The 20,851-nt window shown below is 27.0% G+C and carries 17 protein-coding genes, 3 tRNA genes and 1 rRNA gene; 15 read left to right on the top strand and 6 right to left on the bottom strand.

Going from position 1 to position 20,851, the window contains the following annotated elements; all coding sequences use genetic code 11:
- Window positions 1-119 precede the first annotated feature (119 nt).
- The 4 genes from ispC (at window position 120) to dnaE (ending at window position 5,994) form a co-directional block, all read left to right on the top strand.
- Window positions 120-1,316, top strand: a complete 1,197-nt coding sequence (gene ispC / locus XW81_RS01110; protein ID WP_075474094.1) for a 1-deoxy-D-xylulose-5-phosphate reductoisomerase — start codon at window positions 120-122, stop codon at window positions 1,314-1,316.
- 46 nt (window positions 1,317-1,362) lie between these two features.
- A complete protein-coding gene (gene uppS / locus XW81_RS01115) occupies window positions 1,363-2,106 on the top strand; it encodes a polyprenyl diphosphate synthase (protein ID WP_075474096.1) in 744 nt (247 codons plus the stop codon).
- 263 nt (window positions 2,107-2,369) lie between these two features.
- On the top strand, window positions 2,370-2,699 hold the full coding sequence (locus XW81_RS01120; protein WP_228860890.1) for a hypothetical protein: 330 nt from the start codon (window positions 2,370-2,372) through the stop codon (window positions 2,697-2,699).
- Window positions 2,700-2,754: 55 nt separating this feature from the next.
- Window positions 2,755-5,994, top strand: coding sequence for a DNA polymerase III subunit alpha (gene dnaE / locus XW81_RS01125; protein WP_075474098.1), 3,240 nt, complete (start codon window positions 2,755-2,757; stop codon window positions 5,992-5,994).
- Between the two features lie 119 nt (window positions 5,995-6,113).
- On the opposite strand, the gene XW81_RS01130 is transcribed toward dnaE, so the two are convergent.
- A complete protein-coding gene (locus XW81_RS01130) occupies window positions 6,114-7,823 on the bottom strand; it encodes a proline--tRNA ligase (protein WP_075474099.1) in 1,710 nt (569 codons plus the stop codon).
- Between the two features lie 226 nt (window positions 7,824-8,049).
- Between XW81_RS01130 and flhB the strand changes: the two genes are divergently transcribed.
- Both flhB and flhA read left to right on the top strand, forming a co-directional pair.
- The gene (gene flhB, locus XW81_RS01135; protein WP_075474101.1) at window positions 8,050-9,198 is read left to right on the top strand and encodes a flagellar biosynthesis protein FlhB; all 1,149 of its coding nucleotides are present in this window, start codon (window positions 8,050-8,052) and stop codon (window positions 9,196-9,198) included.
- Window positions 9,195-11,291: a flagellar biosynthesis protein FlhA gene (gene flhA / locus XW81_RS01140; protein ID WP_075474103.1), complete on the top strand. Its 2,097-nt coding sequence runs from the start codon at window positions 9,195-9,197 to the stop codon at window positions 11,289-11,291. The genes flhB and flhA overlap by 4 nt, the downstream gene beginning before the upstream one ends.
- Window positions 11,292-11,483: 192 nt before the next feature.
- Here flhA and argS read toward each other — a convergent pair whose 3' ends face one another.
- On the bottom strand, window positions 11,484-13,211 hold the full coding sequence (gene argS / locus XW81_RS01145) for an arginine--tRNA ligase (protein ID WP_075474105.1): 1,728 nt from the start codon (window positions 13,209-13,211) through the stop codon (window positions 11,484-11,486).
- Window positions 13,212-13,543: 332 nt separating this feature from the next.
- Between argS and XW81_RS01150 the strand changes: the two genes are divergently transcribed.
- The 3 genes from XW81_RS01150 (at window position 13,544) to XW81_RS01160 (ending at window position 15,331) form a co-directional block, all read left to right on the top strand.
- Window positions 13,544-15,097 (top strand): 16S ribosomal RNA (locus tag XW81_RS01150).
- Window positions 15,098-15,154: 57 nt separating this feature from the next.
- Window positions 15,155-15,232, top strand: a tRNA-Ile gene (locus XW81_RS01155).
- A gap of 26 nt (window positions 15,233-15,258) precedes the next feature.
- A tRNA-Ala gene (locus XW81_RS01160) sits at window positions 15,259-15,331 on the top strand.
- A gap of 4 nt (window positions 15,332-15,335) precedes the next feature.
- On the opposite strand, the gene gloB is transcribed toward XW81_RS01160, so the two are convergent.
- On the bottom strand, window positions 15,336-16,097 hold the full coding sequence (gene gloB / locus XW81_RS01165) for a hydroxyacylglutathione hydrolase (RefSeq protein WP_075474107.1): 762 nt from the start codon (window positions 16,095-16,097) through the stop codon (window positions 15,336-15,338).
- 87 nt (window positions 16,098-16,184) lie between these two features.
- Complete coding sequence (gene rnhA / locus XW81_RS01170; protein WP_075474109.1) at window positions 16,185-16,649, bottom strand: ribonuclease HI; 465 nt, start codon at window positions 16,647-16,649, stop codon at window positions 16,185-16,187.
- Window positions 16,650-16,685: 36 nt separating this feature from the next.
- Between rnhA and dnaQ the strand changes: the two genes are divergently transcribed.
- The 4 genes from dnaQ to grpE all read left to right on the top strand — a co-directional run bounded on the left by dnaQ (window position 16,686) and on the right by grpE (window position 18,924).
- Window positions 16,686-17,402, top strand: a complete 717-nt coding sequence (dnaQ, locus tag XW81_RS01175; RefSeq protein WP_075474111.1) for a DNA polymerase III subunit epsilon — start codon at window positions 16,686-16,688, stop codon at window positions 17,400-17,402.
- Window positions 17,403-17,471: 69 nt separating this feature from the next.
- Window positions 17,472-17,545: transfer RNA gene (locus XW81_RS01180), tRNA-Asp, on the top strand.
- A 229-nt stretch (window positions 17,546-17,774) separates the two neighbouring features.
- Window positions 17,775-18,245 carry a xanthine phosphoribosyltransferase gene (gpt, locus tag XW81_RS01185; RefSeq protein ID WP_075474113.1) on the top strand — a complete coding sequence of 157 codons (471 nt, stop codon included), beginning with the start codon at window positions 17,775-17,777 and terminating at the stop codon, window positions 18,243-18,245.
- A gap of 112 nt (window positions 18,246-18,357) precedes the next feature.
- Window positions 18,358-18,924 (top strand): nucleotide exchange factor GrpE, encoded by a 567-nt coding sequence (gene grpE, locus XW81_RS01190; RefSeq protein WP_075474115.1) that lies wholly within the window; start codon window positions 18,358-18,360, stop codon window positions 18,922-18,924.
- An 87-nt stretch (window positions 18,925-19,011) separates the two neighbouring features.
- Here the strand turns inward: grpE and XW81_RS01195 are convergent, their stop codons facing one another.
- Entirely contained in the window at window positions 19,012-19,293 is a 282-nt protein-coding gene (locus XW81_RS01195) for an RnfH family protein (protein ID WP_075474117.1), read from the bottom strand.
- A 142-nt stretch (window positions 19,294-19,435) separates the two neighbouring features.
- Here XW81_RS01195 and smpB point away from each other — a divergent pair, with 142 nt between their 5' ends.
- Together smpB and tadA are read left to right on the top strand one after the other, a co-directional pair.
- Window positions 19,436-19,915 (top strand): SsrA-binding protein SmpB, encoded by a 480-nt coding sequence (smpB, locus tag XW81_RS01200; RefSeq protein WP_075474119.1) that lies wholly within the window; start codon window positions 19,436-19,438, stop codon window positions 19,913-19,915.
- A 47-nt stretch (window positions 19,916-19,962) separates the two neighbouring features.
- Window positions 19,963-20,418, top strand: coding sequence for a tRNA adenosine(34) deaminase TadA (gene tadA, locus XW81_RS01205; protein ID WP_075474121.1), 456 nt, complete (start codon window positions 19,963-19,965; stop codon window positions 20,416-20,418).
- 28 nt (window positions 20,419-20,446) lie between these two features.
- Here the strand turns inward: tadA and acpS are convergent, their stop codons facing one another.
- Complete coding sequence (gene acpS / locus XW81_RS01210) at window positions 20,447-20,827, bottom strand: holo-ACP synthase (protein ID WP_075474124.1); 381 nt, start codon at window positions 20,825-20,827, stop codon at window positions 20,447-20,449.
- Window positions 20,828-20,851: the final 24 nt, after the last annotated feature.

Consider the following 20,851-nt stretch of genomic DNA (forward strand, 5'->3'; position numbering starts at 1 on the left):
TATACACTTTACAAAATATACTTTAATACAGTACATTATAGTTATGTAGATTTTATTATTAATGTCTTTTAATAAAAATATTACGTTATTAGTTTCTCTATATAGTTTGGAAAATAGTCGTGAAAAATTTAGCTATTTTAGGATCTACAGGATCAGTTGGGGTTAGTGTTTTATCAGTTATTCATCAATATCCTAAATTATTTAAAGTAATTTCTTTGTCTGCTAATAAGAATGTTAAAATGATGATAAGACAATGTGAAATATTTTCTCCTAAATGGGTATCATTAAAAAATGAACAAGCAGCTAAAGAATTAAAAATTCAACTTAAGATTCGAAATTTCAAGATTCATGTGCTTTCAGGGGATGACGCAATTTGCAGGTTTGTTAATTTAAAATCAGTAGATTATGTAATTGCTGCAATTGTTGGTGCTGATGGTTTTATGTCCACGTTATGTGCTATTAGATCTGGAAAAAAAATATTGTTAGCAAACAAAGAATCTCTTGTTATCGGAAATCATTTATTGATAAAAGAGTTAGAAGTTTACAACTCAGTGTTGCTTCCTATTGATAGCGAACATAGCGCAATATTTCAAATGTTACCTATTGATATTCAAAAAAAAATAGGTTTTTCGAAACTTAGTAAATGTGGAATTAAATCTATAATTTTGACTGGTTCTGGAGGTCCTTTTTTAAATTTACCAATACATAAGTTTAATGAGATTACTCCTAATCAGGCTTGTAAGCATCCGAATTGGTCTATGGGAAAAAAAATTTCAGTAGATTCTGCTACTATGATGAATAAGGGATTAGAGTATATTGAAGCAAAATTGTTGTTCTGTGCGCATGATATAAAAATAGAATTGGTCATTCATCCTCAATCTGTTATTCATTCTATGATTAGATATGTTGATGGCAGTATAATCGCAAATTTGTCAATTAATGATATTAGAGTATCTATTTCATATGCATTGTTTTGGCCATATCGTAAAATTTCTTCTTTACCTCATCTTGATTTTTTAAAGATTAAAAAATTATCTTTTTTAAATCCAAATTTTGAAAAATATCCGTGTTTAAAACTAGCATTACATGCTTTTTCTAGTGGTCATGCTTCTACAATAATATTAAATGCTGCTAATGAAATAGCTGTTTCTGAATTTTTATGTTCAAAGATTAAATTTACAGATATTTATAAAATTATCGATTCTTCCTTAAATTCATTAGTTTTTCCTAATCCTAAAACATGTGATGAAATATTAGAAATGGATAAAATGATTCGAATACAAGTTAAAAAAATAATTTCTAACTTTGTTAAATAAAACGAAATAGTTAATGAATTAAATCAAAGGTGATGCAATATAGTTTATGTTGTTAAAAAGATTGTTAATTGTAGATAAAAATTATAAAAAAATTTTACCAAAACATGTAGCTATAATAATGGATGGTAATGGAAGATGGGCAACTAAACAAGGAAAATCACGTATTTTTGGACATCAAGCAGGATTGAGAGCAGTTCGGAAAGCAATATCTTTTTCTTTATTTTATAAATTAAAAGTTTTAACATTATTTGCATTTAGTAGCGAAAATTGGAATAGACCACTTTTAGAAATTATGGTTTTGATGGAATTATTTTTTTTTGGTTTACATAGTGAGATTGAAAATTTTAATAAACATAATATTCGTTTAAAAGTACTTGGAGACTTAAAAAAATTTGGTTCTATTTTAAGAAGGAAAATTTTTTTTATAGAAAAATTAACGTTAAATAATAGTGGTCTTATACTAAATATTGCAGCAAATTATGGAGGAAAGTGGGATATTATCGAAGCAGTAAAAAAAATAGTATATAAGGTGAAAAATGGTTTTTTATCTTTTGAGGATATCAATGAGTTTTCTATTTCTAAATGTTTATCTATGAACGATTGTATTCCTATAGATTTAGTAATACGTACTGGTGGTGAATATCGTTTAAGTAATTTTTTTATTTGGCAAATTGCGTATTCGGAATTATATTTTACGAATGTATTATGGCCAGACTTCGATAGAAAAAATTTTGAAAAAGCTGTTATTTCATTTATAAACAGAAAACGTCGCTTTGGTTCTATAACTTAGATTTGCAAAGATAACTTCGAAATTCGTCATAATTGAATTTTAGACATTTATCTGAGATACTCTATGTAAAAGATAATTAAATTACTTTTATAAGAAAATTAATTATATAGTTTTTTACAACATTAATTTTTTATAAAAACATTATATGGTTTTGAAATGTGTAAACTAGAATTGAAAGATATTTTAACATTATTACCGCATCGTTATCCTTTTCTATTTGTTGATGAAATTATTAAATATAAAAAAAAAAGTATATAGTGGCTATGAAAAATGTAAAATCAAATGAATATTTTTTTCAAGGTCATTTTCCTGGTTATCCAATAGTTCCTGGAGTTTTAATTTTAGAATCCATTTTGCAAACAGCATGTATTTTAATAAGAAAAAGTATTTGTATTACAAATAAGGAAAAATTATTTTATTTTTCTAGTATCTATTATGCAAAATTTAAAAAAAAAATATTTCCTGGTGATAATATAAAAATATGTGTAAGCATTATTGCTATTCGTAAAAATATTACACGATTTCAGGGAATTGCATCAGTAAATAATATAGTTGCATGTGATACAAAAATGTCTTTTATGTATAATTCATAAATACAAGCACATTTAAATTGTACTATTTCAAAATATTTTCACTTGGAAAATTTTCATGTTATATCCAAAATTTGTACATCTTAAAGTACATAGTGATTTTTCTATGATTGATGGATTAGCGAAACCAGTGGAATTAGTAGAAAGATCATTAGAATTAAATATGCCAGCAATAGCTATTACGGATTTTAGTAATTTATATGGTGTTATTAAATTTTACAAGAAAGCTTTTGAAAAAGGTATAAAGCCTATTATTGGAATTGATATTAATATGTATTCTAGTGAATATTCTATATATGATGGATTAGAAAAAATTACTTTATTAGCATCTACTAATATAGGATATAAAAATCTAATTTTATTATTATCTCGTGCTTACCAAAATGGATATGATAAAAAAATTGGAGTAACAATAAAAAAAATATGGCTAACTGAATACTGCAAAGATGTTATTGTTCTTTCAGGGGGTTGTTTTGGTGATATTGGAACTAGTATATTAAAAAGTAATAAATTAAAGTTGTATAAAAATTTGTCTTTTTACAATAAATATTTTAAAAATTTTTTTTATTTTGAAATTACGAGAGTTGGAAAGCCGAATGAAGAAGAATATATTGATGAAATAAAAAGTTTGTCTATACGAGAAGGAATACCTTTAGTAGCGACCAATGAAGTATGCTTTTTAAACAAAAATGATTTTTATATTCATAAAATCCGAGTTTGTATTAGTAGGGGACATACAATTGTTAATCAAAGTTCTAATTTCGATTATACAAAAGAACAATTTTTAAAAAGCGAAATAGAAATGTTTAAATTGTTTTCAGATATTCCGGAATCTCTTGAAAATAGTGTAGAAATAGCAAAACGGTGTAATGTTGTTTTACAGTTTAATAAACATTTTCTTCCAAAATTTAAAACAAATGGATATAAAATTAATAATTATTTGGTAACTAAAGCAAAATCTGGATTATCTAAACGTTTGAAACGTATTTTCCCTGATAAAAATATTCGTAACATTAATAAAGAGAAATACATATCTCGATTATTTTCTGAACTTGATATTATTAATAAAATGGGTTTTCCTGGATATTTTTTAATAGTTATGGAATTTATTAATTGGTCAAAAAATAATGACATTCCTGTTGGTCCAGGTAGAGGTTCGGGTGCTGGATCTTTAGTTTCATATTCTTTAAATATCACTGAGATTGATCCATTACGATTTGATTTAATATTTGAGAGATTTTTAAATTCAGAACGCGTTGTTATGCCAGATTTAGATATCGATTTTTGTATGGACAATCGAGATAAAGTTATTGAACATGTTTCAAAAATGTATGGACGAGAATCAGTATCTCAAATTATTACTTTTGGAACTTTAACAGCTAAGGCAGTTATAAGAGATGTAGGTCGAGTTTTGGGCTTTCCTTATGGATTTTTGCATCGTATATCTAAATTAATTCCATTAGATCCTGGAATGACATTAAAAAAAGCTTTATCTAAAAAATCAGAGTTATTAAAACTTTATAATTCCGAAGAAGAGGTAAAAGAATTAATTGATATTTCTAAAAATTTAGAAGGCATAACACGAAATGTTGGAAAACATGCTGGTGGATTAGTAATTTCTCCAGGGAAAATTACTGATTTTTCTCCGTTATATTGTGACGAAAATGGTGATAATCCTGTAACTCAATTTGATAAAGTAGACATTGAACTAATAGGATTAGTTAAATTTGATTTTCTTGGTTTGAAAACATTAACTATAATTCATAATTCTGTGAAAATGATAAATAATAATTTATTAAAAAAAAATAAAAGTTTAATTAGTATAAATGATATTTCTTTAAAGGATAGCAATTGTTTCAATTTTTTACAGTTATCTAATACTGTTGGGATTTTTCAGCTAGAATCTTATGGAATGAAAGATTTAATTTTTCGCTTAAGGCCGGATTGCTTTGAAGATTTAGTAGCTTTAGTAGCTTTATTTCGACCTGGTCCTTTAAAATCAGGTATGGTAGATAACTTTATAAATAGAAAACATGGAAGAGAAGAAATAGCTTACCCTGATAAAAGATGGCAACATATTTTTTTAAAACCTATCTTAGAATCAACGTATGGAATTATTTTATATCAAGAACAGGTTATGAAAATTGCTCAAGTTTTAGCAAACTATACTCTAGGAAGTGCAGATCTCTTACGTCTTGCGATAGAGAAAAAAGATTTACTGGAAATTAACAAGCAAAGAATTATGTTTAAATCCGGAGCGAAAAAAAATCGTATTAATTCTAAATTAGCAATGAATATTTTTGATTTATTAGAAAATTTTGCAGGATATGCTTTTAATAAGTCACATTCTGTTGCTTATGCCTTGATATCATATCAAACTTTATGGCTAAAATTGTATTATCCTTCTGAATTTATGTCAGCTGCTATGAACGCTGATATAGATAATACTAAAAAGCTAGTTACATTGTTACTTGAATGTAAAAAAATTAATTTAAATATTGTTCCTCCTAGTATTAATGAAAGTGATTATTATTTTAAAGTTGACAAACACGGAAGCATTGTATATGGATTAGGAGCTATAAAGGGAATTGGAAAACCAGTAGTTTTTGCTATTATTTCTTCTAGGAATCAGAATGGATTTTTTTCTGAATTATTTGAACTATGTGTTTTGGTTGATTCAAAAATATTGACCAAAAGAGTTATTGAAAAATTAATTAAATCAGGAAGTTTAGATTGTTTAGGAATGAAAAGGTCAGTTTTATTAAACAATTATAATGTTATCATTAAATCAGCACATCAATATGCAAACTCAAAAAAGTTAAGAAAAATAGAATTATTTGGGTCTTTAAAAGAAGACTTAAAAATGATAGGAAATTCTTCTCGCGAAGAACTTACTTTCTTTGAAAATTTAAAGTTTGAATGGGAAAAAGAAAGTTTGGGAATATATCTTACTGGACATCCTATTGATAAATATCTGTATATTTTAGATCAATATCCTATATGTATACGTATAGAAAAAATTAGTAATGCACATGTAAATAAAAACATTTTTGTTTTTGGAATGATTACTATGTTAAAGTTTAAGACAACAAAAAATCATAAAAAAATAGCAGTTTTTATATTAGAAGATCATTTTTTTCATTTAGACATTATAATATTTAGCGAAGTTTTAGAAAAATATGTGCATATTTTAGAAAATGGGTTAATTGTTGTTGTTTTCGGATATTTTAAAATAAATAAAATTAATAATAATCGTATGCTTATAATGAGTAAAATAGTTTTTTCAAAAAAAATGTAAGTATTTTAAGATAGTTATTTAACTTGTATATTTAATTTTAAATTTTTTATATTTTATGGATTATAACAATTTGAAATTATATATTTAGCGACATTATGTATTATTAATTTTTACATTTTTTATGATATTTTAATTTCTTCTTGAATTAATGCAATTATATCATCTTTAGAAACGATTATTTTTGTATTTTTAGATCTATTTCTGCATTCTACTTTGTTTTCTTTTAGAAGATTTTCGCTAATTATAACAATATAAGGTATTCCTATAAGTTCAATATCGGATAACATTTTTCCGGAACGTTCATTTCTATCATCCAATAATACTGAAATATTATTATTTTTAAAAAGATAATATAAGGATTTTGATTCATTTTGTACTATTTTAGATGCATAGAGATTGATGGGAACAATAGCTATTTTAAAAGGAGCAACTGAAATAGGCCAAATAATCCCTTTGTCATCATTGTTTTGCTCAATAATAGCAGCTACAGTACGTGTAACACCAATTCCATAGCATCCCATTTTTAAAAATTTTTTGTAACCGGTATGATCTTGTACTTGCGCTTTCATTGTTTTAGAATATTTTTCTCCTAATTGGAAGATATGTCCGATTTCAATACTTTTTAAAATTTTTAATTTTCCAATTCCATCAGGACTAATATCTCCTTCTAAAACATTTCTAATATCAAATATTTTAGGAAATGATAAATTTACATTCCAATTCATATTATTAAAATATTTTCCAGTAACATTTGATCCAATAGTAAAATTTTTAAGGGAAATTACTGAAAAATCAGCTAAGATAGGTATATTTAAACCAATTGGTCCTATAAAATTTTCTGTAGTACCTGTCAATTTTAAAATTTCGATTTTAGAAGCAAATATGACAGGATAAGAAATAATTTTTATTTTTGATAATTTACTCTCATTAATGGTGTGATCTCCTCGAAGTAATATAGCTATAAAATCATAATTTGTATTTTTTTTTGGTTTTACTAAAATTGTTTTAATTGTATTCATATTTGATGCAAAACACTTATTTGACATTTCTGGTAATGTTTTTAAAAAATTTTTTTTTGCTATATGATTTAGTGTATGCTTTTCAACTTTTCTTTTAGAAGTAGCTACTTGAATGTTTGCAGCATAATTAGATTTAGTAGACAATGCAATTGAATCTTCTCCATTTGAACTTAATGCTTGAAATTCGTGTGATTTTACTCCTCCCATAGTTTTGGAATCAGCTTCTACAATATGAAAATTTAGTTTCATCTTTAAAAATATTTTTTTATATACATTTTTGATTAGGTTATAAGTCTTATTCAATGATAATGAACTTATATGAAAAGAATATGCATCTTTCATAATAAATTCTCGAGATCTTATTACTCCAAAACGTGGTCGAATTTCGTCTCGAAATTTTGTTTGAATTTGGTATAATAGTAATGGAAGCTGCTTATATGATTTTAATTCGTTTCGAACTAAATTTGTTATAATTTCTTCATGAGTAGGTCCTAGAACAAAATTATTATTTTTACGGTCAGATATTTTAAACAATTCTGCTCCATATGTTTTTTTACGATCACTTAATTTCCACAAGTTTTCAGATTGTAACATAGGCATTTGAACTTCTAATGCGTTTATTTTTTGCATTTCTGATTTTATTATTTTTTTTATGTTTTTAAGTATACGTAATCCAGTAGGTAACCAGGTGTATATACCAGAGGAGCTTTGTCTAATAATTCCTGCTCGTATCATTAGTTTATGACTAATACTATCTGCATAATGGGGATTTTCTCTAAGTGTTGAGAATAAATATTTTTTAGCACGCATATGTTTTTTCTCTTAAACTAAACATCATTTGTAATAAATATATTAGTATAGATTGTAAGATTTGTAGTATTTTGTATATTTTTTTCTAATATTGATATATTAGAAATAATAGAATTTTAAAATAGTATGTTTTTAATTAATTTTATTGTAATAAAAATTTTACTATAATTATAGTAAAGATGTGTATTTTATAAACAAAGTTTTTTGATAATAAAGGGCGATTTGTGTGGATGATAATAATCACGAAGAAAAAACCGAGAATCCAACTAGTTATCGTTTAAAAAAAGCTAAAAAAGAAGGAAACAATCGATTTTCTCGAGAGCTAAATTCATTATTAATTTTAATCATTTCATTAATGATTTTTTGGTTTAATAAACAAGATATTGTAGTGTTATTTGAAAAAATTATGCGTTCTGGTTTAGTTTTTAATAGTTCTGTTATTCATAATAAAAATATATTTAATGTGAATACAATTTTTTCAGTAAACTATGATATTTGGAATATATTAAAAATTATTTTTTTTCCTATGTTTTTGACTATATTTTTGTCAATAGTATGCAGTAACTACAATTTTTATATTAAATCATTACATTTTGATTTTAAGAAATTAAATCCTTTGCAGGGATTAAAAAAAATATTTTCCAATCAAATTTTTGTAGAATTTTTTAAAACAATATTTAAAATTTTTTTAGTTAGTTGTATTTCATATTTTTACATGTTACAAAGTTTTTCAACTTCTTTAAAACTTATAGGAAGTAGTATTTCTTTTGTATTAAAAAAAAATTTTTTTGCAATTTTTTCATGTGTTCTAACTATTTTAATTACAATAATTCCTATTGTGCTTTTTGATATATTTTGGGAAAGATTTAACTATTATAAAAAGCTACGAATGACTCGAAAAGAAGTTCGTGATGAATTTAAAACAACAGAAGGGGATCCTAACGTTAAATCTCGTATTCGTAGAACTATGCGAGAAGTAATGCGTCGGCGTATGATATCCAATGTATCAGAATCTGATGTAATTATTGTAAATCCTTCTCACTATGCAGTTGCTCTTCAATATAAAGAGAATAGTATGAGTGCTCCAAAAATATTAGCAAAAGGATCTGGTAAATTAGCATTAAAAATTCGTAAGATAGGCAATGAACATTCTATTCCTGTTCTTTTTTCATCTTCATTAGCACGTACTTTGTATCTTTACACAGATATTGGTCAATATGTACCTAGTACACTATATGCAGCTGTTGCAGAAGTATTAGCGTGGGTTTGGAAAATTAGAATTTGGAAAAAAGAAGGTGGAATTTTCCCTGAACAACCTCACAATTTTTTTATTCCTTTAGAATTACGTACTTTAAAAGAGGACAAAGATTTATGATTAATATTTTATCATTGTCAAATGTTTTAAAAAAGTTAAAATTGGTTCAATGGCAAATATTAGCTGGTCCTTTCTTGATTTTAATTATTTTATCAATGATGGTTTTGCCATTAGCTCCGTTTATACTAGATTTACTTTTTACTTTTAACATAGCCTTGTCAATTATAATATTATTAGTTTCAATGTTTACTACTCACACATTAGAATTTACTGCATTTCCTATTATTTTGTTATTTTCTACTTTATTGCGATTAGCTTTAAATATTGCATCTACAAGAATTATTTTATTATATGGACATATGGGTTCTTATTCTGCTGGAAATGTGATACAAGCTTTTGGTCATTTTTTAGTTGGTGGAAATTTTGCAATTGGAATTGTTGTATTTGTTATTTTAGTTATTATAAACTTTATGGTAATTACTAAAGGAGCCGGCCGCATTGCAGAGGTAGGAGCTAGATTTATATTAGATGGAATGCCGGGCAAGCAAATGGCAATTGATGCTGATTTAAACGCAGGATTAATTGGAGAAACACAAGCTAAAAATCGTAGGCTGGAAATTACGCAAGAAGCTGATTTTTACGGTTCTATGGACGGAGCGAGCAAATTTGTTAGAGGGGATGCTATAGCAGGAATACTAATTATGGTGATAAACATTATAGGAGGATTAATTGTTGGTATATTTCAGCATAAAATGTTATTTACCAAAGCTGCAGAGTTTTATACTATATTAACTATCGGAGATGGATTAGTAGCTCAAATTCCTGCTTTAGTCATTTCTACCGCTTCTGGAGTTATCGTTACTCGTGTTAGTACTAAACAAAATGTTAGTGAGCAAATGATTGGTCAATTATTTAACAATCATAAAGTTATATTGTTAAGTGGTATTGTTCTAGGTATTCTTGGATTAGTTCCTGGTATGCCAAATCTTATATTTTTATTATTTACAAGTTTATTATTTGCATTATCTTGGTTGTTATATAACAATCCTCCAAAGTTTAAAAAATCTATTTTAAATCATGACACAGTAAATATTTCTGATGATAAAGATGCTACTTGGAACGATGTACAATTGGAAGATTCATTAGGAATTGAGTTAGGTAGTAAACTCGTAACTATAATTAAGAATAATGATAATGTAAAAGACGATTTCTTTCACAAAATTCGAAATGTAAGGAAAAAATGTGCTAAGGAAATTGGGTTTTTACCTCCGTTAGTTCATGTTAGAAATAATTTTAATTTATCTCAAGAAGATTATAGAATATTAATTAAAGGAATTGAAATAGGTAGAGGTTTTATAAGATGTGGTAAATTTTTAGCTATTGATTCAAAAAATATGTTAGATGCATTAACAGCAGAAGAAATTCTTGAACCTGTTTTTAATTTTAAATCGTTTTGGATTGATCGATCTTTAATAGATCAAGCGAAACGAAAAGGATACAATATTATTCAAGACAATTCTATAATTCCTACTCATCTAAATCAGATTATTTTACGTAATTCTAGTAAATTATTTGGAAGACAGGAAGCCCAACAATTGTTAGATCATGTCAACAAATATTTTCCGAAATTAGTAGAAGATTTAATTCCAAATTCAATAAACTTAACAATTTTTCACAAAGTTATTCAAAATTTGTTATTTGAGCATGTTCCTATTCGTGATATGCAAACTATTTTAGAGACTTTAATAACTAATTCTGCTATTCATAAAAACGATTCGTTGATGTTAACTAGTTTAGTAAGATTACGTTTACAAAAATTAATAATCCAAAAATTTTTTGACAACGATGAACTAAAAGTTATAGGATTAGGTGTAAAGTTAGAAGGTATTTTGTTACAAACTTTTAAAAATGGTGCAAACGGTAACAATGTTATAGAACCAGGACTATATAACTATTTTTTACAAGAATTAAAAACAGCTATCGATCGTCAAATATTACTTAATAATCCAATAGTACTTTTAGTAAGTCATAAATTGAGAATGCATTTATCGCAAATATTATTAAAAGTGTTTTCAAATTTAACTATTCTTTCTAATTTAGAATTAGAAGAGACAGAAAAACCAATACATGTTACTAGTGTTGTCGGGTCTTAATAACAAATATCTTTGTATTTTTTTTTATATTGTATTTACTCTGCATAATTTTTGTAATTTTAGAATAATTTTGAGTGGTACATGAGTGTATGTATCACTTTTATATATAAGACAAATTATATATATAATAATGTTATATTAAAGTTTGGCATTAGAAATAGTTCTATGTTATAAAATTTAAATAATCTTTTTTTACATATAGTTAATCGTCGAAATTCCTATAATTTTTAATCCTTGTTTTATCGTTCTTGCGGTTAAAAACGATAAAATTAATCTACTATTATGAGTTTTTATATTTTTAGAAAATAAAATAGAGCAATTTTCATAGAAATGTGAAAAAAGTGTTGCAAGATCATATAGATATCCACACAATATGTGTGGCATACCTTTTTTAGAAGTTTCAACAATTATTTCTTCAAATTGTAATAATTTGAATCCTAATTTTATTTCACATAATTCTGTTAATTGTATTTTTCCTTTTATTTTTATCATTGAAATCTCAAGTTTTTTAAATATAGATAGTATTCTAGTGTATGCATATTGTATGTAAGGTGCAGTATTCCCATTAAAAGACAATATATTTTTCCAATTAAAAGTATAATTAGTAGATCTGTTTTTAGAAAGATCGAAATATTTTATAGCTCCGATTCCTATTTTTTTAGCTAATAAGTTAAGTTTTTTATTAGAAATAGCTGGATTTTTTTGTTTTGCAATGGTTTTAGCACGATTTATTGCTTCATTAAGTAAAAACGATAATTTTATATTTTCTCCGGATCTAGTTTTAAATGGACGATTATTCTTAGATAATATCATTCCAAACATATGGTGTTCTATTTGAAAATCGTTAGGAATATAACCAGCTTTTTTTCCTATTTCTATTATTTGCATAAGATGTCGGTGTTGTCTGCTATCAGTATAATACAGTATTTGATCAGCATGAAGTACTTCATACCGATATTTTAAACATGCTAAATCAGTAGCAGCGTAAAGAAATCTTCCATCTTCGTTCTTAATAGTTACACCCATTGGATCTCCGTTCCTATTTTTAAATGTATTCAAAAAAACTATTATTGCACCGTTATGTTCTATTGCAATTCTTTTATTTTTTAGATCTTTTACTATTTCTGGTAACATATCTTTGTAAAAACTCTCTCCTAAAATGTGCTTTTTAGAAAGAGTTACATCTAATTTTTTATAAATTTTTTCATTTCTATGAATAGTGATATTAACAATTTCTTGCCAAATTTTTTTGTAGCATTTATCATCAGATTGCAACTTTATTGTGCATTCTTGTGTTTTTTTTAAAAATTTTTCGTTTTTTTCACATAATTTTTTAGCTTTTTGATATATTGCATTAAAATTTAAAAATTTTAAAAGTTCTAATTTTTTTTTATTTTCTTGTAAATAGGCTATTATCATTCCAAATTGCATACCCCAGTCTCCAATATGGTTCATTCTAATAACGTTATGTCCAAGAAACTCCATAATTCTAGCTGTAGCGTCTCCTATAACTGTTGAACGTAAATGTCCTACATGCATATCTTTTGCAATGTTCGGAGATGAATAGTCTATAACAATATTTTTAGGTTTTTGAAGTTTAACATCTAGTCGTATCGAATTTATTTTTTTTTCTAATTTCTTAAACATCCATGTTTCGTTTAAAAAAATGTTAATAAATCCAGGTTGAGATACTTGAATACTTTTATACATTTCATGAATTTGCATTTTAATAGCAATTTTTTTAGCAAGTGTGTAAGAATCTTGGTTTGTATGTTTTGCTATATTAATTATTCCATTAATTTGATAATTCCATGGTTTTTTATCATAAGTATTATAAACTAGAATATCACTTGATTTTTTTATTCCATTATTTGTTAGAGATTGAATTATATGTTTTTTTAAAATTGATTTTATATTCATTTTTTATATATTTGTATATACATTCTTTAAAATAAATGTTTTTGTAATAATTATTTAATTGTATAATGTAAAATTATATAGTTTTAGATAATAATTATATATCGTATTCGATAAATTTTTGTAAATTTTTATTTTTTATTTTTTATAAAAAAAATTGTTTTTAAAATTGTTGACAAGACAAATAAAAAGTGTAATTATATAAAAAGTTTAGGAGTTATGTTCTTTAAAAAAATATTAGAAAATTTGTGTGGGTACGCTAAAATTAAAGAATAAAATTATTTAGTGTTTTATTTATTAAAAAATAATTTTTTTATTTTTTATAAAAGAATTTTCAATTGAAGAGTTTGATCATGGCTCAGATTGAACGCTGGCGGCAAGCCTAACACATGCAAGTCGAGCGGCATCGAAAGAAAATATTTTTTTTTCTTGTCGGCAAGCGGCAAACGGGTGAGTAATATCTGGGGATCTACCTAAAAGAGGGGGACAACTATTGGAAACGATGGCTAATACCGCATAATGTTGGAAAACCAAAGTAGGGGACCTTTTGGCCTTACGCTTTTAGATGAACCCAGACGAGATTAGCTTGATGGTGAGGTAATGGCTTACCAATGCTACGATCTCTAGCTGGTCTGAGAGGATAACCAGCCACACTGGAACTGAGATACGGTCCAGACTCCTACGGGAGGCAGCAGTGGGGAATATTGCACAATGGGCGAAAGCCTGATGCAGCTATGCCGCGTGTATGAAGAAGGCCTTCGGGTTGTAAAGTACTTTCAGCGGGGAAGAAAGAGAACTTTTATAATACATTAGTTCTTATGACGTTACCCGAAAAAGAAGCACCGGCTAACTCCGTGCCAGCAGCCGCGGTAATACGGAGGGTGCAAGCGTTAATCGGAATTACTGGGCGTAAAGAGCACGTAGGCGGTTTTTTAAGTCAGATGTGAAATCCCTAGGCTTAACTTAGGAACTGCATTTGAAACTGATAGGCTAGAGTATCATAGAGGGAGGTAGAATTCTAGGTGTAGCGGTGAAATGCGTAGATATCTAGAGGAATACCAGTGGCGAAAGCGACCTCCTAAATGAATACTGACGCTGAGGTGCGAAAGCGTGGGGAGCAAACAGGATTAGATACCCTGGTAGTCCATGCTGTAAACGATGTCGACTTGGAGGTTGCTTCCTTGAGAAGTGTCTTCCGAAGCTAACGCATTAAGTCGACCGCCTGGGGAGTACGGTCGCAAGGCTAAAACTCAAATGAATTGACGGGGGCCCGCACAAGCGGTGGAGCATGTGGTTTAATTCGATGCAACGCGAAGAACCTTACCTGGTCTTGACATCCATAGAATTTTTTAGAGATAGAAGAGTGCCTTAGGGAACTATGAGACAGGTGCTGCATGGCTGTCGTCAGCTCGTGTTGTGAAATGTTGGGTTAAGTCCCGCAACGAGCGCAACCCCTATCCTTTGTTGCCATCGGTTCGGCCGGGAACTCAGAGGAGACTGCCGGTTATAAACCGGAGGAAGGTGGGGATGACGTCAAGTCATCATGGCCCTTACGACCAGGGCTACACACGTGCTACAATGGCATATACAAAGAGATGCAGCTCTGCAAAGATAAGCAAACCTCATAAAGTATGTCGTAGTTCGGACTGGAGTCTGCAACTCGACTCCACGAAGTCGGAATCGCTAGTAATCGTGGATCAGAATGCCACGGTGAATACGTTCCCGGGCCTTGTACACACCGCCCGTCACACCATGGGAGTGGGTTGCAAAAGAAGCAAGTAGCTTAACCAAGTTTTATCTGGATGGCGCTTACCACTTTGTGATTCATGACTGGGGTGAAGTCGTAACAAGGTAACCGTAGGGGAACCTGCGGTTGGATCACCTCCTTATAAATAATTCTTAATTTTAGGTTGTACCCACACAAATTTTCTAATTAACATAAAAACAGGCTTGTAGCTCAGCTTGGTTAGAGCACACCCCTGATAAGGGTGAGGTCGGTGGTTCAATTCCACTCAGGCCTACCACTATAAATTTAAATATTTAAATTAATGGGGCTGTAGCTCAGTTGGGAGAGCGCCTGCTTTGCACGCAGGAGGTCAGCGGTTCGACCCCGCTTAGCTCCAGATTTTATTTGTATTCTTCTTTCATTTTTCTTAATTTATATAAAATATTGGATCCAAACATTAAGTCTTTATGAATTTTAGTGTAATTTTTTACTTCTAATGTATTTAAATTTAAAAATGGATTTATTTTTTTTTCAATTTTTAATGTACTAGGTAACGAACATTTATTTTCTAAACGCATATTATAAGTTTTTTTATATAATTTAGATAAAATTGCATTATTTTTAAAAATAGATTTAGAAAATTTTAAGTTTTGTAATGTATATTCATGTGTACAATAAATTAAAGTTTCATTGGGAAGACGTTTAAGTTTATTAAGTGAGTTGTATGCTTTTAATAACATGCCATCTGCTATTTTCCCACATCCTCCTGAAAAAAGTGTGTCTCCACAAAATAAATAAGGATTTTTATAATATGATACGTGTCCTTCAGTATGACCTGGAGTAAATATCACTTGGAATTTATAATTTAAAATTTTAATAAAGGTATTGTTTTTACATATTTTGTTTACTCCAAATTTTTTTGCTTCCTTTGGACCGTAGACAAATAATTTGGGATACATTTTGATTAATTTTTTAATTCCCATAACGTGATCACTATGAAAATGCGTAACTAGAATAGCTACAGGATGAATGTTGAGTTTTTTTATTGAATTCAAAATTAATGCATCGTTTCCTCCTGGATCAACAATAATACAAAAATTTTTATGGTTTATCATTATCCATACGTAATTATCGTTTAGTATTGGTATATATATTATTTTCATGTGTTAACTATTTTATTTTTTCGATGATTAGATTATTTTTTGAGAAGTATTATTAATGTAATTTTAAATATTTAATACTATGTAATATTAGTATGTAACATATCCAAAATCCTGAAATGTAGGATATTTTGCAGAATCTTTTGCTTTATCATTGCATCGTTCATTTTCACTATGTCCTGAATGTCCTTTTATCCATTTCCAATTTACTTTGTGATGACATAATCTTTTATTTAAATGAACCCAAAGATCAATATTTTTAACTTTTGTGTTTTTTGCGGTTTTCCAATTATTTAATTTCCATTTTTTGATCCATAGTGAAATTCCCTTTTGAACATATTGACTATCAAGTGTTACTTCGATAATACATGGTTTTTTTATTTTTTCTAATGCTTTTATAACTCCCATAAGTTCCATACGATTGTTTGTAGTATAATAAAATCCTGAGCTAATGATAATTTCTTGATTATTGCATTGAATTATTGAACAATATCCTCCTGGTCCTGGATTTCCGAAGCAAGAACCATCTGAAAATATTTTTACGACATTTGACATAATTACATTTTCCTCAAAGATTTTGATATATAAAATATGAAAAAAGATAGAAAAGTTGTTTTAGATACTGAAACTACAGGTATGAATTTTACCGGTTGTTTTTACGAAAATCATAGAATAATTGAAATTGGAGCAGTAGAAATTATTAATAATCATATTACTGGTAATAATTTTCACTCATATATTTTTCCTGAAAGATCAATAGATAAAAATGCTTTTAAAATTCATGGAATTTCTAGTAATTTTTTGTCATGTAAGCCTAAATTTTCAGAAATCATTGTACCATTTTTAACATATCTTGATAATTCTGATTTAATTATTCATAATGCTAAATTTGATATTGGTTTTATTAATTATGAATTAAGTATGCTGAAATTAAATGTTAAAAATATTTCAGAAAATTGCAATATTATCGATACATTGTCAATGGCACGAAAAATATTTCCAGGAAAGAAGAACACTTTAGATTCTTTATGTACCCGTTATAAAATTGATATTACTAATAGAACAATACATAGCGCAATCTATGATGCTAAACTATTAGCTAAAGTATACATATTTATGACTAATTTTCAAAAGTCTTTGCCAATATTTGATAATAACGTTTTTGAAAATTATTTGTCAAAGAAAGCATACTCAAAACATGCGCGATCTAAAATTTTGTTAGCAACAGAGCATGAAAGTATTAGTCATAAAAACTATTTAAAATACATGATGAATATATCAGGAAAATGTATTTGGTTAACAGAATAAAATGTGTATGAAACTATGTTGACAGTAATAATATTAAATTATATACTTGAAATGAAAAATTCAGTAATTGGTGCGGTAGTTCAGTTGGTTAGAATATCGGCCTGTCACGCCGGGGGTCGCGGGTTCAAGTCCCGTCCGCACCGTATATTTAAATTCAAGTATTTTACTGTAATTTTTTCTCATAAATCATGTTTAATTTTGATCTGGTATAATGAGGATAGCATCGGAAAATTATGTAATTCATATAAATATGTTTTTTAAATTATTTATTTTAAAAAAAATCGAATTAAAACTTTAGAAATAATTTTAGCATAGATTTTGTATTATCTAATTTAATTAAGCTAATTTTGAGATTGTATTTTTAGGTTTTTTATGAGTAGGAAATATATTGTTACTTGGGATATGTTACAAATTTATGCTAGAAGATTAGCTTACAGATTGCTTCCAGTAACACGATGGAAAAGTATTATCGCAGTCAGTAGAGGAGGTCTAATTCCATCAGCATTATTAGCAAGAGAATTAAATATTAGATTTGTTGATACTATTTGTGTATCTAGTTATGATCATAATAGATTACGAGATTTAAAAATCTTAAAACACGCATCTGTACATGGTAAAAATAATTCTGATATTATTATAGTAGATGATTTAGTTGATACTGGAGGTACAGTTCAAACTATCCGTCATATATATCCGAAAGCAATATTTGTTACTATTTTTGCAAAACCAATGGGGAAATCTTTAGTAGACGAGTATATTGTAGATATACCTCAAAAAGTATGGATTGAACAACCATGGGACATGGGGATTTCTTATCAAAAACCCTTAATTAAAGATTTTTAATAAATTTTAGTTAGTTTTATAAATTTTAACTGTTAAAAAGTTCTTTAAAAAAAATAAAATTTTATATATCGAGTTTCTCGAATAATTATTTTGAGTTTAGGAGTTTAAAGTTATGGAAAAAGAAGAAAAAAATTTAAGAAAGGATAATATTGAAAACATTAATCAAAACGAAAATTCATCAATAATCGATAGTAATTTACTTTCAGAAAAAATTGATATTCTTAATAAAAATATTGAAGATCTTAATTCAGATCTTTTGAAAAAAAAAATTTTAAGATCAGAAAGGATACGTTTGTTTCGTAATAGAATAGAAAAGGATATAAGTAATACTCATAAATTTTCTTTAAGTAATTTTATCAGTTCATTGCTTCCTATTATTGATAACGTTGAGCGTGCATTGCATTTATTTGACAAAAATGATAAGAATTTAACACCAATATTTTGTGAATTGGAAAATATTTTTCAGTCTTTTTTGAAATTTTTGGAAAAGTTTGGAATAAAAGTAATAGATGAATTTAATGTTCCATTTAACCCCGAAATGCACCAAGCTATGGTTACAAAACCTTGTAACGACAATAAAAAGGAAAATTATGTAATTTCCATTATGCAAAAAGGTTATTTAATAAATGAAAGATTGTTACGACCAGCATTGGTAGTAGTTTCTAAATTTCAACCATGATAAATTTTTTGAAAATTTACGTTTTACTGAATAAAAGTAAAAAAATTTTAGTATTTAAACTATGTTTAAAGTTAAATTTTTGGTATTTTATTTTTTTATTGAATAATACTTTTTTCGTCTTAACTCTTTTGGGTCTGTCAATAATGGCCGATAAATTTCAATTCGATCTCCATGATTAACGAGATCACTTAAATTTACTATTTTCCCATAAATTCCTACGTTGTTATTATGTATATCAATATTTTTATTTTTAATTATATTAGATAACAATATTGCTTTTTTGACGGAAATTTGATTTTTTAATTTTATTTTTTTTAAGTATTGCGTTTTTTTCAAAGCGTATACAATAGTGACTTCAATAAGTTTCATTTTCATATATTATTATTTATGTTTTTAATGTAAAAAAATATTTTAACAATCATTATAAAAAATTCAAAACGTACATTTTCCAGAAATGTTCTTTTCAACTAGCTATAGTAAAATATAAATATTAGAATTGGATGTGAAATAGATGAAACATAAAGTTAACGATTCAGTTACAAACATTGTTGTTAATAGAAAAGCAAAATATAATTATTTTGTAGAATCAACTTTAGATGCCGGTTTAGTCTTACTAGGTTGGGAAGTAAAAGCGTTAAAATTGGGTAATGTAAATATAGTAAATAGTTATGTTTCATTTCATTTAGGTGAAGTATATTTGTTTGGTGTGCAATTTAATCCTCTTCATACTACTAGTCTTCATACGTTTCATCACTTAAAAAGAAAAATAAAAGTATTACTTAAAAAAAACGAAATTATTTCTTTACATAATAAAATATATAAAAATGGATATACTGCTATAGTTTTATCATTTTTTTTAAAAAATAGTTGGTGTAAAATAAAAATTGCTATTGCAAAAGGGAAAACACAACGTGATAAACGAGATGAAGAAAAAAAATCTATGTGGAATCTCGAGAAAAGTAGAATTATGAAAAAAGTAAATTTAGTATAACAGATTAAAATTATTTTAGAAAATAAAATTTTATTTGGAATTAACTAATGAACTTAGACGATCAATATTTTATGAAATCAGCTCTTAAATTTGCTCGGTTAGCTGAAATAAAGCAAGAGGTTCCTGTAGGTGCAGTGTTAGTATTAAATGATGTTATTATTGGAAAAGGTTCAAATAGTTCTATTTCTAAGCATGATCCCACCGCTCATGCTGAAATAATAGCATTACGCAAAGGAGGAAAATTTTTGAAAAACTATCGTTTATTAAGTACAACATTATATGTAACTTTGGAACCTTGTTTTATGTGTTACGGAGCAATTATTAATAGTAGGATTTCTAGACTAGTATTTGGAACATGTTATAACAAAACAAATCATTGTACTTTTTTTGGAGATAATATTAGAACAAGAATACGAAAAAATAAAATATTAATTACGAAAAATGTTTTAAATGAAGAATGTAAAAAAATATTACGAGTTTTTTTTAGAAATAAAAGAAAATAATTATTTTTAAAAGAATCATGTATTTAATTTATTTTTCGAAAATCACAATAGTTAAAATGTATAATTTTTCATCACTTATGCTAACATGCGCACAATGTACACCTAAATTTTTTGTAATTATTTTAGCTTTTTTTAAAAACCTTAAATATGGCTTCCCTAACTTATTATGGCGTAATTCAAAATTATTAAATTTTATTCCATTTCGTATTCCTGTTCCTAATGCTTTAGAAGCTGATTCTTTAACAGAAAAGTGCTTCGCTAAAAAATAAACAGGATTAGTACTTCTTTGATATTCTTTTAATTCAAATCTAGATAATATACGTTTTGCAAATTTTTTTCCTAACGTTCGAATTATACTTTTTATTCTAATTATAGATAAAATATCTATTCCTATTCCAAAAATGCTCATGTATTTTAATATTTTTTATTATTT

Source organism: Buchnera aphidicola (Schlechtendalia chinensis) (genome assembly GCF_001648115.1).
Lineage (GTDB): Bacteria > Pseudomonadota > Gammaproteobacteria > Enterobacterales > Enterobacteriaceae > Buchnera_B > Buchnera_B aphidicola_N.

Bases quoted from the DNA above. Each gene is read 5' to 3' on its own strand.
- smpB (WP_075474119.1), top strand. From the start codon at position 19,436: ATGAAACATAAAGTTAACGATTCAGTTACAAACATTGTTGTTAATAGA.
- XW81_RS01120 (WP_228860890.1), top strand. From the start codon at position 2,370: ATGAAAAATGTAAAATCAAATGAATATTTTTTTCAAGGTCATTTTCCT.
- tadA (WP_075474121.1), top strand. From the start codon at position 19,963: ATGAACTTAGACGATCAATATTTTATGAAATCAGCTCTTAAATTTGCT.
- gpt (WP_075474113.1), top strand. From the start codon at position 17,775: ATGAGTAGGAAATATATTGTTACTTGGGATATGTTACAAATTTATGCT.
- argS (WP_075474105.1), bottom strand. From the start codon at position 13,211: ATGAATATAAAATCAATTTTAAAAAAACATATAATTCAATCTCTAACA.
- XW81_RS01195 (WP_075474117.1), bottom strand. From the start codon at position 19,293: ATGAAACTTATTGAAGTCACTATTGTATACGCTTTGAAAAAAACGCAA.
- gloB (WP_075474107.1), bottom strand. From the start codon at position 16,097: ATGAAAATAATATATATACCAATACTAAACGATAATTACGTATGGATA.
- XW81_RS01130 (WP_075474099.1), bottom strand. From the start codon at position 7,823: ATGCGTGCTAAAAAATATTTATTCTCAACACTTAGAGAAAATCCCCAT.
- flhA (WP_075474103.1), top strand. From the start codon at position 9,195: ATGATTAATATTTTATCATTGTCAAATGTTTTAAAAAAGTTAAAATTG.
- acpS (WP_075474124.1), bottom strand. From the start codon at position 20,827: ATGAGCATTTTTGGAATAGGAATAGATATTTTATCTATAATTAGAATA.
- dnaE (WP_075474098.1), top strand. From the start codon at position 2,755: ATGTTATATCCAAAATTTGTACATCTTAAAGTACATAGTGATTTTTCT.
- grpE (WP_075474115.1), top strand. From the start codon at position 18,358: ATGGAAAAAGAAGAAAAAAATTTAAGAAAGGATAATATTGAAAACATT.
- dnaQ (WP_075474111.1), top strand. From the start codon at position 16,686: ATGAAAAAAGATAGAAAAGTTGTTTTAGATACTGAAACTACAGGTATG.
- uppS (WP_075474096.1), top strand. From the start codon at position 1,363: ATGTTGTTAAAAAGATTGTTAATTGTAGATAAAAATTATAAAAAAATT.
- rnhA (WP_075474109.1), bottom strand. From the start codon at position 16,649: ATGTCAAATGTCGTAAAAATATTTTCAGATGGTTCTTGCTTCGGAAAT.